The 14,729-nt window shown below is 68.6% G+C and carries 14 protein-coding genes; 9 read left to right on the forward strand and 5 right to left on the reverse strand.

Annotation, left to right across the window (positions count from 1 at the left end):
- Positions 1–123 precede the first annotated feature (123 nt).
- Positions 124–750 carry a hypothetical protein gene (locus tag EPY72_RS04210; RefSeq protein ID WP_135805670.1) on the forward strand — a complete coding sequence of 209 codons (627 nt, stop codon included), beginning with the start codon at positions 124–126 and terminating at the stop codon, positions 748–750.
- 202 nt (positions 751–952) lie between these two features.
- The gene (locus tag EPY72_RS04215) at positions 953–1,651 is read left to right on the forward strand and encodes a phosphoglycerol geranylgeranyltransferase (RefSeq protein WP_135805671.1); all 699 of its coding nucleotides are present in this window, start codon (positions 953–955) and stop codon (positions 1,649–1,651) included.
- Here the strand turns inward: EPY72_RS04215 and EPY72_RS04220 are convergent.
- The 3 genes from EPY72_RS04220 to EPY72_RS04230 form a co-directional block, all read right to left on the reverse strand.
- On the reverse strand, positions 1,648–3,861 hold the full coding sequence (locus tag EPY72_RS04220; RefSeq protein WP_135805672.1) for an amino acid permease: 2,214 nt from the start codon (positions 3,859–3,861) through the stop codon (positions 1,648–1,650). The two genes, EPY72_RS04215 and EPY72_RS04220, sit on opposite strands and share 4 nt — an antisense overlap.
- A gap of 2 nt (positions 3,862–3,863) precedes the next feature.
- Positions 3,864–4,346 carry an NAD(P)-binding protein gene (locus tag EPY72_RS04225; RefSeq protein WP_135805673.1) on the reverse strand — a complete coding sequence of 161 codons (483 nt, stop codon included), beginning with the start codon at positions 4,344–4,346 and terminating at the stop codon, positions 3,864–3,866.
- Between the two features lie 265 nt (positions 4,347–4,611).
- Positions 4,612–5,091, reverse strand: a complete 480-nt coding sequence (locus tag EPY72_RS04230; RefSeq protein WP_135805674.1) for an Lrp/AsnC family transcriptional regulator — start codon at positions 5,089–5,091, stop codon at positions 4,612–4,614.
- A 185-nt stretch (positions 5,092–5,276) separates the two neighbouring features.
- Here EPY72_RS04230 and aspS point away from each other — a divergent pair, with 185 nt between their 5' ends.
- The 4 genes from aspS to EPY72_RS04250 all read left to right on the forward strand — a co-directional run bounded on the left by aspS (position 5,277) and on the right by EPY72_RS04250 (position 8,827).
- Positions 5,277–6,578 carry an aspartate--tRNA(Asn) ligase gene (gene aspS, locus EPY72_RS04235; protein ID WP_134669181.1) on the forward strand — a complete coding sequence of 434 codons (1,302 nt, stop codon included), beginning with the start codon at positions 5,277–5,279 and terminating at the stop codon, positions 6,576–6,578.
- Between the two features lie 141 nt (positions 6,579–6,719).
- Positions 6,720–7,559, forward strand: a complete 840-nt coding sequence (locus tag EPY72_RS04240) for a pantoate kinase (protein ID WP_134669183.1) — start codon at positions 6,720–6,722, stop codon at positions 7,557–7,559.
- 37 nt (positions 7,560–7,596) lie between these two features.
- Complete coding sequence (locus EPY72_RS04245; protein WP_134669185.1) at positions 7,597–8,016, forward strand: SHOCT domain-containing protein; 420 nt, start codon at positions 7,597–7,599, stop codon at positions 8,014–8,016.
- Positions 8,017–8,083: 67 nt separating this feature from the next.
- Positions 8,084–8,827 carry a 4-phosphopantoate--beta-alanine ligase gene (locus tag EPY72_RS04250; RefSeq protein ID WP_135805675.1) on the forward strand — a complete coding sequence of 248 codons (744 nt, stop codon included), beginning with the start codon at positions 8,084–8,086 and terminating at the stop codon, positions 8,825–8,827.
- Positions 8,828–8,903: 76 nt separating this feature from the next.
- Here the strand turns inward: EPY72_RS04250 and EPY72_RS04255 are convergent, their stop codons facing one another.
- Positions 8,904–9,101 (reverse strand): cold-shock protein, encoded by a 198-nt coding sequence (locus tag EPY72_RS04255; RefSeq protein WP_134669189.1) that lies wholly within the window; start codon positions 9,099–9,101, stop codon positions 8,904–8,906.
- A gap of 151 nt (positions 9,102–9,252) precedes the next feature.
- On the opposite strand from EPY72_RS04255, the gene EPY72_RS04260 reads away from it, so the two are divergent.
- Together EPY72_RS04260 and EPY72_RS04265 are read left to right on the forward strand one after the other, a co-directional pair.
- Positions 9,253–10,182, forward strand: coding sequence for a sulfide-dependent adenosine diphosphate thiazole synthase (locus tag EPY72_RS04260; protein ID WP_134669191.1), 930 nt, complete (start codon positions 9,253–9,255; stop codon positions 10,180–10,182).
- A 123-nt stretch (positions 10,183–10,305) separates the two neighbouring features.
- A complete protein-coding gene (locus EPY72_RS04265) occupies positions 10,306–11,190 on the forward strand; it encodes an NAD-dependent epimerase/dehydratase family protein (protein ID WP_134669193.1) in 885 nt (294 codons plus the stop codon).
- A gap of 215 nt (positions 11,191–11,405) precedes the next feature.
- Here EPY72_RS04265 and EPY72_RS04270 read toward each other — a convergent pair whose 3' ends face one another.
- The gene (locus EPY72_RS04270; RefSeq protein ID WP_134669194.1) at positions 11,406–12,077 is read right to left on the reverse strand and encodes a class I SAM-dependent methyltransferase; all 672 of its coding nucleotides are present in this window, start codon (positions 12,075–12,077) and stop codon (positions 11,406–11,408) included.
- A gap of 152 nt (positions 12,078–12,229) precedes the next feature.
- On the opposite strand from EPY72_RS04270, the gene EPY72_RS04275 reads away from it, so the two are divergent.
- Positions 12,230–14,719, forward strand: coding sequence for a methyl-accepting chemotaxis protein (locus EPY72_RS04275; protein WP_135805676.1), 2,490 nt, complete (start codon positions 12,230–12,232; stop codon positions 14,717–14,719).
- The last annotated feature ends 10 nt before the right edge of the window (positions 14,720–14,729 follow it).

Consider the following 14,729-nt stretch of genomic DNA (forward strand, 5'->3'; position numbering starts at 1 on the left):
GACACCCGGTTCGGTAGGGTCGTGGTGTTTGCTCTCCGGTGCGGCACCTATCAGAATCAGACCGGTTTGGAGGAGAGTTGTAGAATGCATTACTATTATGGTCGAGCCTCGGATCTCTCCGATATGTCCCTCGCCGACAGCGGACGGCCCGAAATCGAGCGCTGGACTGGGCGACTACTGGGGGTCGCTGGCGCGACCCTCTTGATCGAGGCCGCCAGTGGCCTCTACGGTGAGAGTCTGGCCGGCGTTCCGTTTTCGTGGGCGCTCTCTGCGATTCCGTTCGGCATCGGATTCGCCCTCGCACCGCTCGTGTTGCTCAGGTCGTATCAGTCTCTCGCCGACCGCACCCCGATGACAGCAATCGTCGGGGTTGCGTTCGTGGCGTCACTACCGGTGGGGACCATCGTCTTGGTTGGGTGGGCCAGCCTGGCGCGTGCCAGCGATCTCGTACCCAACGTGACTGTCCTGCCGGTCACGATCAGTACCGCCTTTTTCACGCTTTTGGGCCTGTTTGCGATTGGTATCGCGGTGTTCGGAGTCGTTTTCTTCCGGGACGACCGAACCCGGTTGCTCGGTGGATCGCTGGTGCTGTTTGCGTCCGGGTGGGCCATCCCGCTGGCTGTGGCAAAACTGTCGGGCGCATATCCATCGTGGCTCGCGGATGTGCTGGTCGTCTCGGTGGCGACGAGCATGCTCGTCGTCGGCTACGCCTTTCCACCGACCGAACCCGATCGTGGTTGGCACAACTAATCGCGCCACAGTGCGGGCGGGAGGAAGTGACAAGCGAGATTCCGTGACGGCGTCTGGCCGGGAAAAGCGAACGCAGGCTCGGGGACTCTGCTCTTTCGGCGGTTTTCGATCGAGCGTTTGCAAGGGCGACGCGTTCAGGCACCGCCCGCAACGAAAGGTCGTTCCGAAGGGGTTTTAGCCCGCCTCGGGGTTAACTCGAACAATGACTGCACCGTGGGACGACTGGGACCACGTCCTGAAGATCGACCCCGACAAGCGTCTCGTGGAGGGCGAGACCTTCGAGGACGTCTGTCGGACCGGAACCGACGCGCTCGAAATCGGCGGCACGCTCGACGTGACCAGCGAGAAGATGGAGCAGGTCATCGACGCCTGCGCGAAGTACGACGTCCCCCTGTATCAGGAGCCGAGCAACCCCGCGGTCGTCGTCGAGGACGAGGCGCTCGACGGCTACCTCGTGCCGGTCGTGCTCAACGCGGGCGGCGTCTCGTGGGTGACGGGCGCACACAAAGAGTGGGTCCGGATCACCGACGTCGACTGGGACCGGACGACGACCGAAGCCTACATCATCATGAACCCCGACGCGAGCGTGGCCGAACTCACCGGCGCCGACTGCGACCAGTCGGTCGAGGACGTGGCGGCCTACGCCGAACTGGCCGAACAAATGCTCGGCCAGGAGATCGTCTACGTCGAGTACTCGGGCACCTTCGGCGACCCGGAGGTCGTCGCGGCGGCTCAGGGAGCGCTCGACGCGGCCACGCTCTTCTACGGCGGCGGCATCCACGACTACGACTCGGCGTACGCGATGGCCCAGCACGCCGACACCGTGGTCGTCGGCGATCTCGTCCACGAGGAGGGCGTCGACGCGGTCGCAGAGACCGTCGACGCCGCGAAAGACGCCTAGAAGGCGAGTCGTTCGAGGAGTTTTCCGACCGGCCCCGGACGCCGCGACCGGTGGGGGTACACCTGGATCGAGGGCGTCTCGGACTCGTCGACGATCTGTTCGTGCGAGCGACTCCACAGGATCCGGCGGACCTGTCCGCCGTCGTCGCCCACGACCGCGATGTCGACCGCGTGGGTCGCGTCGGCCAGATCCGCCAGCGCGTCGCCGTCGGTCTCGACGAGTCGAGACTCGACCGGCACCGAACAGACCGATTCGAGTTCGGCGTGGTAGTCCCGGAGCGTCTCGCGGCGTTCGGGCGTGGCCGACGGCGAAACCGGGTAGAGCAGTTCGATCTCCGCGCCCACTTGCGCCGCGAGCGCGTTCGCGACTTCGACCTTCAGCGGGTCGTAGGGGCCCCGATCGGTGACGATGCCGAGCACGCCGACGGCGTCGAACCCCCGGTCGTCGACCGCGAGCACGTCGCAGGGCGCGTGGTCGAGGACCCACTCGAAGTCGTTGCGCAACAGACCGAACCGGCGCGGCGTCGAGTCGCGTTCGAGCACGATCACGTCGGTGTCGTGGTGGTCGGCGAAGTTGACGACCGCGTGCTTGGTGTCGTGGCTCACGATCTCGCCGTACTCGACGGGCACGTCGACGTCGGCCGCGAGCCGGTCGGTCCGTTCTTCGAACCGGATGTCGGCCGGCGACTGGGTCGCCGAGGCCTGTTCGAGGGGCGTCTGGTCGGGCACCTCGTCGAACTGGACCACCCGGACCGTCCCCGAGCCCTGCCTGACGAGGTCGGCCGCGACGCCGAGGAGCGCGGCCTCGCGCTCCTCTGAGGTGTCCTCGGTGACGGGGACGAGCACCTCGTAGCCGCCGGCGCCGTCGACCGCCGAGCGGGTCCGTTCGACGACGCGCCGGCCCATCGACCGCCTGACGGCGTCTCTGGCGACGCCCTCGCGGTCGATGCGGTCGCGGACGTAGACGACGTACCACACCGCCGATCCCGCGATGATAGCCGCCGACCCGAGCAGCGCCACGGTCCCCATCTGGGTGAGGAGCGCGAGGCCGCCGACCGCGCCGAACGCCTGCGTCCACGGGTAGAGCGGCGACTCGAACGCCGGGTCGTAGTCCTCGACGTCGCCCTCGCGGAACGCCACGACGGCGACGTTGATGAGCACGAACACGAGGATCTGGAACGCGCTCGCGAGCTTCGCGATGTCGAGGATCGGGACGAACGCGATCAGCGCGAGCATCACCACGCCGGTGAGCGAGATGGCGCGCGTCGGCGTGTTGAACCGATCGCTGACGGTGCTGAGCGAGTCGGGCATCAGCTTGTCGCGGCTCATCGCGAGGGGGTACCGCGACGACGAGAGGATGCCGGCGTTGGCGGTGCTCACGAGCGCCAGCACCGCCGCGACGACGACGATGACGACCCCGGGCTGGGCGAGCGCGACTTCCGCGGCGTCGGCCATCGGCGTCAGCGACCCGGACAGCACCTCGCCGGGCACGATCCCGACGACGACGAACACGATGAGAACGTACAGCAACGTCGTGAAGCCAAGCGAGCCGAGGATCCCGAGCGGGATGTTCCGGTCGGGGTTCTCGACTTCCTCGGCGACGCTGGCGATCTTCGTCACACCCGCGTAGGAGACGAACACGAGTCCGGTCGCGGCGAACAGTCCGCCGGCGCCCTTCGCGAAAAAGCCCTCGTACTGGGCGGCCTCGATCGACCCGGCCCCGCCGCCGACGAACCAGACGAGCGCGGCGAGCATCGCGGCGACGATGCCGACCTGGAGCCGGCCGGTCTGCTTGGCGCCGAGCATGTTCACCGCGACGAGGAAGGCGGCGAGTCCGAGCGCCACCGGCTTCACCGGGAGGTCGAACAGTACGACGAGGTACGGAACCCCACCGACGAGCGCGAGCGCGCCCTTGAACGACAGCGAAAACCAGGTTCCGAGCCCGGCGATGGTGCCCAGTAGCGGGCCCATCCCGCGTTCGATGAAGATGTAGGTCCCGCCGGCTTCGGGCATCGCGGTCGCCATCTCGGCCTTGCTCAACGCCGCGGGGAGCACGAGGAGGCCCGCCGCCAGATACGCGAGGATGACCGCCGGACCCGCCATCTTGAGCGCGAGCGCGGGGAGGATGAAGATACCGCTGCCGATCATCGCGCCGATGCTGATAGCGATCACCGCGAACAGTCCGAGGTCTCGTTCGAGTTCCTTTCCCATGGTCAGCTCTCCCCGGAAGAGCGTTTGAGGCGGTCGTTGACACCCGACGCGACCAGATCGGAAGCACACACCGCGTCGACGTCGAGGGTTTCGAGCGAGTCGACGCGGTCGGGGTCGTTGACCAGCATGAGGATCCTGTCGACGCCGAACCGGGTCCGGAGCAACTGCGCGGCGAGGAGGTTACTGCCGTCGGTCCGCGACGCGACGACCGCGAGCGACGCCTCCCCGGCGCCGATCCGATCGAGCGTTTCTGCGCTGATCTCTTCGACGTGTCTGGCGGTCACGGTCGATTCGTCGGCTCGTTGGGCCGCCTCCGGCGCCGTGGCGAGAAACGTCACCTCGTAGTCGGTTGCGAGACGCTCGGCGAGCAGGCGCCCGACGTGACCGCCCCCGACGACGAGGGCACGACGCCGACGGGCGGACCCGGCGGCGGTCCCCGATCCGACGGCCGACATCAGCCCGGCGGTCGGTCCGTTTCGGGACATTCGAACTCACCTCCTCCGAAGGAAACGGCAGGGATTCTCGGCCGTGAGTCTAACGTGGTCGGTCCGCGGGCGTCTCTCGACGAACGGTCGAGTCGTAACGATTGCATGGTTCCGTCACCCGACCGTAGACCACGGATAGCAATAAATGGATCGGATTAATGCCCGGTCCGTGAATATATTTAGAATATATTGTCGTTTCGGGGATGAGGAATGAGATCGCGACGGCCGTGGCTACCGCGGCTGGGAATCCGGGGAGAAACGCTCCTCAGGCGTCGTCGGCTTCGAACGTCCGGAAGCCCTCGTAGGGGTTCTCGTACTCGTTGCGGATCAGATCCTCGTCCTCGATTTCGAGCCCGAGCTCGTCGAGCTCCTGGCCGATCCGGCTCAGATCGTCGCCGTCGGTGCCGACGACCTCGATGTGGATGTTCTCGTGGCCGGTCATCACCTCGCGGACCGCCACCACGCCCTCGACCTCTTTGGCCCTCTGGGCGAGCGCCTCGCGGTCGGGTATCGGGGCCGAACAGACGATGAGCGTCCGGAGCTGGAGCCCGGCCGCCTCGTAGTCGACCGCCGGATGGTAGCCGGTGATGATACCGTCGTCCTCGAGCTGGCGGATCCGGTGGCGGACGGTGCTGGCCGACACGTCGGCGTGTTCGGCGATGGTGCTCGTCGACGCCTTCCGGGCGTCGCGCTGGAGCATGTGGATGATGTACTTGTCGAGGTCGTCGAGGCGTTCGTCGCTCATACGTTCGGTGTCGTAGGGCGGCCTCAAAAGAACTGTTCCGTTTTCGCTACCCGGGGATACAGCGACGCCGGTGGCGGCCGGCACGCGGCGGTTCCGGTGTCGGGACGCCGCGCCCACCGCGAGCGCGGCGACCGGTCGCGCGGAAAATGACCGCGTTTAAGACCGGGCCGCGTGAATCGAGAGGTATGCAAGACCGAACGTACACCGCGGACGCCGAACCCGGCGACACGGTCACCGTGGCCGGGTGGGCACACGAGATCCGCGACCTCGGCGGCATCGCCTTTCTCATCGTCCGGGACACCACCGGCAAGATTCAGGTCAAGTTCGAGAAAGACGAGATGGACGACGACCTGGTCGAGACCGGGACGGACGTCAACCGCGAGAGCGTGGTGAAAGTCTCGGGCGACGTCGAGGAAGAGCCCCGGGCTCCGACCGACGTCGAGATCGTGCCCGACTCGGTCGAGGTCATCGCCGCCGCCGAGCCCGAGCTCCCGCTCGACCCCTCGGGCAAGGTCGACGCCGACCTCTCGACCCGACTCGACAACCGGACCCTCGACCTCCGCAAGGACGAGCAGAAGGCCATCTTCGAGATCCGCGCGGAGATCCTGCGGTCGGTCCGCGAGGCGTTCCGCGAGCTGGGTTCGACCGAGATCAACACGCCGAAAATCGTCGCGACCGGCACCGAGGGCGGCACCGAGCTGTTCCCGATCACCTACTTCGGCCAAGAGGCGTTCATGAACCAGTCGCCCCAGCTGTTCAAGCAGCTGATGGTCGGCTCCGGGCTCGAACGCGTCTTCGAGATCGGGCCGATCTTCCGGGCCGAAGAGCACAACACGCCCCGCCACCTCAACGAGGCGACCTCGATCGACTTCGAGAGCGCCTTCTTCGACTACGAGGACGCGATGGACGCCTGCGAGACGGTCGTGAAGGCCGCCTACGAGGGCGTCGCCGAGAACTGTCAGGCCGAGCTCGAAGCGCTGGGCTACGAGGAGTTCGAGGCGCCGTCGGGCGAGTTCCCCCGGCTGACCTACGAGGAGGCCATCGAGCGCATCAACGCCACGGGCGCGCTCGACGACCAGCTCGTGTGGGGCGACGACCTGCCGACCGAGGGCGAGACCGCGCTCGGCGACGACGTCGGCTCGCACTACTTCATCACCGACTGGCCCAGCGAGATCAAGCCGTTCTACATCAAAGACCACGACGACGATCCGGAGCTGTCGACCGGCTTCGACCTGATGCACCCCTCGATGGAGCTGGTCTCTGGCGGCCAGCGTGAGCACCGCTACGACCGGCTCGTGGAGGGCTTCGAACAGCAGGGTCTCGACCCCGAGGCGTTCGACTACTACACCAAGATGTTCAAGTACGGCATGCCGCCCCACGCCGGCTGGGGGCTCGGCGGCGAACGGCTCGTCATGACGATGCTCGGGCTGGAGAACATCCGGGAGGCCGTCCTCTTCCCGCGCGATCGCCAACGGCTGAGCCCGTAGGACTCGTTCTGAGCTGACGTCCGTTTCTGTGGCGTCGCGCCGGAGTCTGCGCTCGGTCGGGGGTCCGCGGTCCGGCTCGAAACGGGCCACCGCGGCCCGAGATTGTAACCGTTAAACGTGACCGCTCCCGAGATGCGGGCGATGACTGACGACCGAGAGTCGGCGCGGGCGTTCGTGCCGGGCCACGTCACGGGCTTTTTCAGCGTCCACGACGCCGACGACCCCGAGCAGGCCGGGTCGCGCGGCGCGGGGGTGACCCTCTCGGAGGGCGTGACCGTCGACGTCGAGCCCGCCGCGGAGACCGCGATGCAACTGAACGACGAGCCCGCCGCGATCGAGGCGGTGACGCGAGTGCTCGACGCGCTCGACGCCGAGGCGCGCGTGACCGCCCGGACCGACCTGCCCGTCGGCGCCGGCTTCGGCGTCTCGGGGGCGACCGCGCTCGGGACCGCGCTCGCCGCGAACCGGGCGTTCGACTGCGAGCGCTCGGCGAACGAACTGATCGCGCTCGCCCACGCCGCCGAAGTCGAGTCGGGCACCGGGCTCGGCGACGTGGTCGCGCAGGCCCGCGGGGGCGTCCCGATCCGACTCGACCCCGGCGCGCCCGAGTACAACCGGCTCGACGGCGTGCCCGCCGCGGGTCGGATCGAGTATCTCACCCTCGGCGAACGCTCAACCGAGGCGGTGCTGTCGGGCAACACCCAACGGCTCTCGTCGGTCGGGGTCGACATGCTGGTCCGACTGGTCGAGACGCCGACCCTGCCGATGCTGATGGACGCCTCCCGGGAGTTCGCCGAATCGGCCGACCTCCTCACGCCGGAGGTCGAGGGCGTTCTGGCCGACGTGACCGCCGCCGGCGGCGAGGCCGCGATGGCGATGCTCGGCGAGACCGTGTTCGCGCTCGGGACCGGCCTGACCGACGCGGGCTACGACGCCGACGCCTGCGAGGTCCATCCCGCGGGCGCGACGCTCCGAAAGTAGCGATAGCTTTTCGGTGATCGCGGGCGCGAAATCGCGTATGGGCGACCGCAGTCCCGACACCCGCTCCGGGTACGGCGAGGACCCCGACGGCGCGCTCGAAACCATCGCCGTCGGCGCGAGCATGGTACTCATGGGGGTGCTTGCGGTCGCGTTGCTCGCCGCGGGCGTCTCGTGGTGGTGGATGGCGTTCCCGATCGGCGGCGGACTGATCCCGCTGGCGGTCGGTCTCGCCCAGTGGTACCGCGACCGCGGGGTCGACGAGAGCGACGAGCAGGACGCGCTCGACGCGCTTCGGGCGCGGTACGCCCGCGGCGAACTCACCGAGGCGGAGTTCGAGAGCCGGCTCGAACGCCTGCTCGAAACCGAGACCCCCGAGAGCGCCCGGGCGTCGCTCGACCGCGAGCCCGCGGCCGACGAGCGCGACCGGACGCCCGAACGCGACCCCGAAATCGAGTGACGGCGATCGTCCGCCCCGCGGTCGGACGTAACGACGCCTTTTCGGTGATATGGGGCAAGCCACGAGTATGACCGAGATTCCCGAGGACCACCCCCGACAGGAGTCGTTGCTCACCCGCCACCGCATCGAGGAGGGCGTCGAGAAGGGCATCACCAGCAGACAGGGGCTCATCGCGGAGGGTCGCGGCGAGGCGTTCGACTACCTGCTGGGCGAGCGCACTCTGCCCAGCGCCGACGACGCCGCGCGGGCGGCCGCGGCCCACCTCCTGCTGGCCGACCGGCCGGTGCTGTCGGTCAACGGCAACGTCGCGGCGCTCGTCCCGGGAGAGATCGTCGAACTCGCCGAGGCGGTCGAGGCGGACATCGAGGTCAATCTGTTCAACCGGACCGACGAACGGATGCGAGCCATCGCCGACCACCTCCGCGAGCACGGCGCCGAGTCGGTGAAGGGACTGGCGGCCGACGCCCGGATTCCGGGGCTCGACCACGAGCGCGCGAAGGTCGACGCCGACGGCATCCACGCCGCCGACGTGGTCGTCGTGCCGCTCGAAGACGGCGACCGGGCCGAGGCGCTCGCCGAGATGGGCAAGACCGAGATCGTGATCGATCTAAATCCCCTCTCGCGGTCGGCGCGGTCGGCCGCGGTCCCGATCGTGGACAACATCCTGCGGGCGGTGCCGAACGTGACCGAGCACGCCCGCGACCTGCGGGACGCAGACGAGGCCGCCTTAGAGCGAATCGTCGCCGAGTTCGACCCCGAGGACGCGCTCCGGGAGGCCGAGCGCGCGATTCGGCAGGGCGACCTCGAGTGACGGCGGCGTCGCTTTCGGCCGGAGCGGTCCGTAAAAATCGCTATATCGCGTCCCGTGCGGGACGTTGTGTTCCGACTTACGCGCGGACGACGTTCGTCGCGCGCGGGCCCTTGGGGGCCTGTTCGATGTCGAATTCGATGTCCGTTCCCTCTTCGAGGTCGGGGCCGCCAACGTCCTCCATGTGGAAGAATACGTCGTCGCCGTCCGCGTCGTCCGTCGAGATGAAACCGTAGCCGCCAGTGTCGTTGAAGAAATCAACAGTTCCGTTTGCCATTGCAAGTATAGGGAGGCGCCAGCCACGCATAACTGTTCCGAGAGTCGAGGTATCACGGTTTTCGGCGCCTCAAAGCGGTGATTTGCTCGTCCGGGCGGGCCCGAAGCCGCACCGCAACGACTTTCACCACGCAATAATACTACTAGGTTGTATGCGCGAATTCGACCAGTTCAGCGACGTCGGCGAGGCGGAAGTGACCCGCGCGATCGGACAGGAGTGGACCGAGGAGTTCATGGACTTCACCGACTCGGACGTGATCATCGTCGGCGGCGGCCCGTCGGGGCTGATGGCCGCGAAGGAACTCTCAGACCGGGGCGTCCAGGCGATGGTCGTCGAGAAGAACAACTACCTCGGCGGCGGGTTCTGGCTCGGCGGCTTCCTGATGAACAAGGTGACCGTCCGGGACCCGGCCCAGCAGATCCTCGACGAACTCGAGGTCGACTACAAGCCCGCCCAAGACAGCGAGGGGCTGTTCGTCGCGAACGGTCCCGAGGCGTGTTCCGGCCTCATCAAGGCGGCCTGCGACGCGGGCGCGAAGATGCAGAACATGACCGAGTTCACCGACATCGTGATCCGAGAGGACCACCGGGTGGGCGGCATCGTGATGAACTGGACGCCGGTCCACGCCCTGCCCCGGGAGATCACCTGCGTCGACCCGATCGCCGTCGAGTCCGACCTCGTCATCGACGCGACCGGCCACGACGCGATGGCGGTCTCGAAGCTCGACGAACGGGGCGTACTCGACGCGCCCGGCATCGGCGACGCGAAGGAAAACGCCACCGGGATGGACCAGACCGGCGACGACTCGTACGGCGCGCCCGGCCACGACTCACCCGGCCACGACTCGATGTGGGTCGGCGAGAGCGAGGACGCGGTCGTCGACCACACGGGGGTCGTCCACGACGGCCTGATCGCGACCGGGATGGCGACCGCGACGACCTACGGCCTCCCGCGGATGGGCCCGACCTTCGGCGCGATGCTGGTGTCGGGCAAGCGTGCGGCTCAGTGTGCCCTCGACGAACTCGGCGTCGACGCCGACCCCGTCGAGATGTCCCCGCCGACCGCGCCCGCCGACGACTGAGCCCCGACCTCGACGGCCCAGAACCGACCCCGCTGACGACCGACCCCCGACCGGCCGACCGCGCGATCGCCCCGCGTTCGCCGCAAGCCCTACCGTTTTTGCCCCGCGGTCCGAGCCGAGACTATGGACGTACTCGTCACCGGCGCGACCGGCGCCATCGGGAGTTGGATCGTCGAGCGCCTCGCCGCGGACGGCCACGACGTGGTCGGCGTCGACCTCGAACGCCCGCCCGGCGACCGGGAGAACGCCCGCTTTTACGCGGCGGATCTGACCGACCAGGGGCAGGCGTGGGAGCTGATCCAGAGCGAGGACCCCGATCAGGTCGTCCACTGCGCGTCGATCCCGGTCGCGGGCACCCACCCGGGCACCGAGACGTTCCGCAACAACGTCGAGTGTACGTACAACGTGCTCGTCGCCGCCGGGACGGTCGGCGCCGACGTGGTCTGGACCTCCAGCGAGAGCCTCTACGGGATGCCGTTCGCCCGCGAGCCGTCGCTGCCCGACTACCTGCCGATCGACGAGGCCCACCCCAAGCGCCCCGAGGACCCCTACGGCACCTCGAAGCTCGTCGGCGAGGAGGTCGCCGAGATGGTCGTCCGGCGGTACGGGATCGCGGTCACCTCCCTGCGCCCGTCGTGGGTGAACTACCCCGGCCGCTACGAGGTGTCCGAGGTTCGGGAGGACTTCGACCCCGAGACCGCCGATCGATCGGGCAACTTCTGGTCGTACGTCGACGTCCGGGACGTGGTCTCGCTTGTCGCGGCGGCGCTGGCGGCCGATCGGTCCGGCCACGAGGCGTACCTCGCGGTCGCCGACGACAACTACCTCGGTCGGCCCACCGCCGAGACCGTCGCGGCGGTGTTCGGCGGCCTGCCCGACGACTGCGATCTCGACGGCGAGCAGTCGGCGTTCTCGACCGCGAAGGCCCGCGAGCGGTTCGGCTGGACCCCCGACCACTCCTGGCGGACGGCCGAAGACGAGTCGGTTCCGGGGCCATCGTTTCGCTGAGACCCGGACGCGGAAGTTGGGTCCGTCACCGAAACGAGCGACCGGTTCCGGACTGGTTCCGCATATCTGTCCGATAGTTAGTTTTATTGTTCATTGACCCCTGTGACCGATTGACAGACACGGAACACGCCTGTCAAGGAGTGTCTGTCATCCCGGGCTGACACCCCGAAACCACTGTTTCGATCCCTCCGGATCCGACAGCCCCCGAGCGACTGCTACGGGATCCGTCCGCCGGTCACCCGAACCACGCCCAGCGCGTGTTCGGTGTGGGTCGTCTCGTCTGCGCGCGCCCGGAGCGCTCGCCGGGCGGCGTCGACGCGGTTGTCGAGTACCGTCCACGGCGCGCGCTCGTAGCCGTCCGTGCCGGTCGGCGACGACGCGACGACCAGCCCCCGGAACGCCCGGTTGACGGGCCAGCCGAACCACCGCGCGGTCTGGGCGGCGTCGAGCAACGCGATCCGGCCGCCGGGCGCCAGCAGGTCCGCCCACCGGTCGACGGCCGCGCCGGGGTCCGCGAGCATCCCGACGACGAACGTGGCGAGGACGGCGTCGACCGCCTCGCGAAACTCGACCTCGGCGGCGTCGGCCCGCACGAGGTGGACGTTCGCCCACCCCTCGCGCTCGATCCGGTCGCGGGCCCGGGCCAACATCCCCCGCGTGAAGTCCACGCCCACGACTCGCCCCTCGGGACCGACCCGCTCGCGGAGGTGCGGGAGGTTCGCGCCCGTGCCACAGCCCATCTCGACCACGGTGTCGCCGGGTTCGAGCGCCAGCGCGTCGGCCGCCCGCCCGCGGAGCCGTCCGAGGCCGGGCGTCGAGCGCGCCAGCACGTCGTAGAGATCCGCCCATCTGGCGTAGAACTGCTGGGCCGCCGCCTCGCGTGACATGGAGAGTCATACGGCGCCCGACAGGTAAATCGTACGGGCCAAACGGGACGCGAGCGGTCCCGCCTTCGGGCGGCGAAAGGGGAGAAATATATTCCCGTACATTACCTATATATTCTTAGGTTTTATACGGTCGTGAAATCGAGGTCCGCGCGATGACGGACTCCGACAGGCGGTTCCGGCAGGTCGACGCGTCGTCGCTCGTTCCCGATGCGATTCGGCGTCGATACGCTCGCAAGTTCTTCGTGGGCGTTCTGGTGGTGATACTCGTGACCGGGACCGTCGGTGCGTTCAGTTACGCGAACACCCAAGAGCGGTTGGAGTCGCAGGTCCGGAATCAGCTCACCTCGACCGCGGAACTGCAGGCCGACGGCCTGAACGGGTGGATCGAGGGGCGCTCGCGCCAGACTGAGACCCTCTCGCAGGCCAAGCAGTTCCAGAACGGGAACGTCGAGGAGATCGGCCTCTATCTGCTGGACCGACAGCGGTCGCTCGACGGGAGCCTCGTCGCGGTCCACTACGTCAGAGTGCGTTCGGGCGAGATACTCGCCAGTACCTCGCGGGAAACGGTCGGCGGGAATCTGTCCGAACTCGCCGGCTGGGACACCGCCACCATCGACAACAGAACGAACCAGCCGTCGTACGTCCACGTCACCGGCGATCCGTACGAGAGCCCGGTCTCCGGGAATCGGTCCATCGCGTTCGTGAGCGCGCCGCCGAAAAACACCGAGCACGCCGTGGTCGCGGTCGCCAGTCTGGGCGCGCGAGCGAGCGACTTCCATCAGACCGTCGACGCCGGCGAGACGATGGTCGTGGACGGCGGGGGCGAGACGGTGCTCGACACCGACGACACCGAGGCCGAGTCGTTCGACGCGGCGGCGCTGGCCCGGCGGACAGAGGGGAACGCCGATGGGTCGGCGACGCGGAACGCGACCGGATTCGCCGCGACGGAGTCGTCGGTCGTCGGATACGCGCCCGTGACGGGGACCGACTGGATCGTGTTGACCCACGCGCCGAAGGCCAGCGCCTACGCGATGCGCGACAGCGTCGGGACGAGCCTCGCGGCGATGGTCGTCGCGACCATCGCCATCCTGGGCGTCGCGGCGATCTGGTTCGGTCGGCGACAGACCGAGACGCTCGAATCGCTCACGGAGTCGGCGGCGGAGATAGAACGCGGGAACCTCGACGTTCCGCTGGAAACCGGGCGTATCGACGAGTTCGGCCGGCTCTACGACGGCTTCGACGCGATGCGCGACTCGTTGCGCGACGAGATCCGAGCCGCCGAGTCCGCCGAGTCCGAAGCCGAGCGCGCCCGCGAGGAGGTCGAGCGAGAGCGCCGGGAGGCCGAGCGCGCCCGCGCCGAGGCCGAGCGCCTCAGCGATCGACTCGAGGCGACTGCCGCCGATTTCGGCGACGCGATGGCGGACTGCGCCGACGGCGACCTGACGCGTCGGCTCGACGAGGACGTCGACAGCGAGGCGATGGCGGCGGTCGCGCGCGCCTTCAACGAGATGCTCGACGAGTGGGACCAGACCCTGCGGTCGGTTCGCGCGTTCGGCGAGGCGGTCGCCGACGAGAGCGACCTCGTGAACGAGACGGTCTCGCAGGTGACCGAGACCAGCGCCGAGGTGAGCGACTCCGTCCGGCAGATCTCCGACGGCGCGGCCGAACAGAGCGACCACCTCGAGACGGCCGTCGCCGACATAAACGACTTTTCGACGACCGTCGAGGAGGTGTCGGCCGCCGCCGACGAGGCCGCCGAACGGGCCGAGCGCGTCGCCGAACGCGGCGAGGACGGGCGCGAGTCGGCGGCCTCCGCGGTCCGGGACCTCGACGCCATCGAGGCCCGGACCCAAGACACCGTCGAGGCGATCGAGGAACTGCGCGATCTGGTCGCGGACATCGAAGACGTGACGGAGTTCATCACCGAAATCGCCGAGCAGACCAACTTGCTCGCGCTCAACGCCTCCATCGAGGCGGCCCGCGCGGGCGACGCCGGAGACGGGTTCGGCGTCGTCGCCGAGGAGATACAGGAATTGGCCGACCAGACCCGCGACGCGACCGAGGACATCGCGGCCTCTATCGACCGGGTCCGCGAACAGACCGACGACGCGGCGGCGGGAATTCACGAGACCCGGCGGGCGGTCTCGGACGGCGCCGAGACGGTCACCGAGGCGGTCGAGGCCTTCGAGGCGGTCGTCGACGGGGTCGCGGAGACGAACCGGGACATCCAAGCGATGAGCGACGCGACCGAGCGACAGGCCGAGTCGGCTCGCGAGGTCGTCGAGACGGTCGAAGCGGTCTCGGCGATCAGCGAGGAGACCGCCGCCGAAGCCCAGACCGTCGCGGCGGCGGCGACCGAGCAGACGACCGCGCTGGACGACGCCGCCGACGGCGTGGCCGCGCTGGCCGATCGGGCCGAGGACCTGAACGCCCTGCTCGAATCCTTCGAGACGGCCGGGGACCGAGAGATCGATCGAATCCCGGACGCCGCGAGCGCCGAGCGTTCGGACGACCGGGACGCGAACGGCCGCGGGGCGAGCGACGGCCGCGATCACGGGAACGACGAGGCCCGGAACGGCGACGAGGACGGTACGGGATCGCGACGGAACGACGAAAGCGGCGAAGCCGTGACGCCGCCGTAGGGGCGACCGA

This window comes from Halorussus marinus, assembly GCF_004765795.1.
In the GTDB taxonomy this organism is placed as follows: Archaea; Halobacteriota; Halobacteria; order Halobacteriales; family Haladaptataceae; genus Halorussus; species Halorussus marinus.

What these genes read in the sequence shown, in the direction of transcription:
- EPY72_RS04210 (WP_135805670.1), top strand. Translation starts at nt 124, where the DNA reads ATGTCCCTCGCCGACAGCGGACGGCCCGAAATCGAGCGCTGGACTGGG.
- EPY72_RS04215 (WP_135805671.1), top strand. Translation starts at nt 953, where the DNA reads ATGACTGCACCGTGGGACGACTGGGACCACGTCCTGAAGATCGACCCC.
- EPY72_RS04220 (WP_135805672.1), bottom strand. Translation starts at nt 3,861, where the DNA reads ATGGGAAAGGAACTCGAACGAGACCTCGGACTGTTCGCGGTGATCGCT.
- EPY72_RS04225 (WP_135805673.1), bottom strand. Translation starts at nt 4,346, where the DNA reads ATGTCCCGAAACGGACCGACCGCCGGGCTGATGTCGGCCGTCGGATCG.
- EPY72_RS04230 (WP_135805674.1), bottom strand. Translation starts at nt 5,091, where the DNA reads ATGAGCGACGAACGCCTCGACGACCTCGACAAGTACATCATCCACATG.
- aspS (WP_134669181.1), top strand. Translation starts at nt 5,277, where the DNA reads ATGCAAGACCGAACGTACACCGCGGACGCCGAACCCGGCGACACGGTC.
- EPY72_RS04240 (WP_134669183.1), top strand. Translation starts at nt 6,720, where the DNA reads ATGACTGACGACCGAGAGTCGGCGCGGGCGTTCGTGCCGGGCCACGTC.
- EPY72_RS04245 (WP_134669185.1), top strand. Translation starts at nt 7,597, where the DNA reads ATGGGCGACCGCAGTCCCGACACCCGCTCCGGGTACGGCGAGGACCCC.
- EPY72_RS04250 (WP_135805675.1), top strand. Translation starts at nt 8,084, where the DNA reads ATGACCGAGATTCCCGAGGACCACCCCCGACAGGAGTCGTTGCTCACC.
- EPY72_RS04255 (WP_134669189.1), bottom strand. Translation starts at nt 9,101, where the DNA reads ATGGCAAACGGAACTGTTGATTTCTTCAACGACACTGGCGGCTACGGT.
- EPY72_RS04260 (WP_134669191.1), top strand. Translation starts at nt 9,253, where the DNA reads ATGCGCGAATTCGACCAGTTCAGCGACGTCGGCGAGGCGGAAGTGACC.
- EPY72_RS04265 (WP_134669193.1), top strand. Translation starts at nt 10,306, where the DNA reads ATGGACGTACTCGTCACCGGCGCGACCGGCGCCATCGGGAGTTGGATC.
- EPY72_RS04270 (WP_134669194.1), bottom strand. Translation starts at nt 12,077, where the DNA reads ATGTCACGCGAGGCGGCGGCCCAGCAGTTCTACGCCAGATGGGCGGAT.
- EPY72_RS04275 (WP_135805676.1), top strand. Translation starts at nt 12,230, where the DNA reads ATGACGGACTCCGACAGGCGGTTCCGGCAGGTCGACGCGTCGTCGCTC.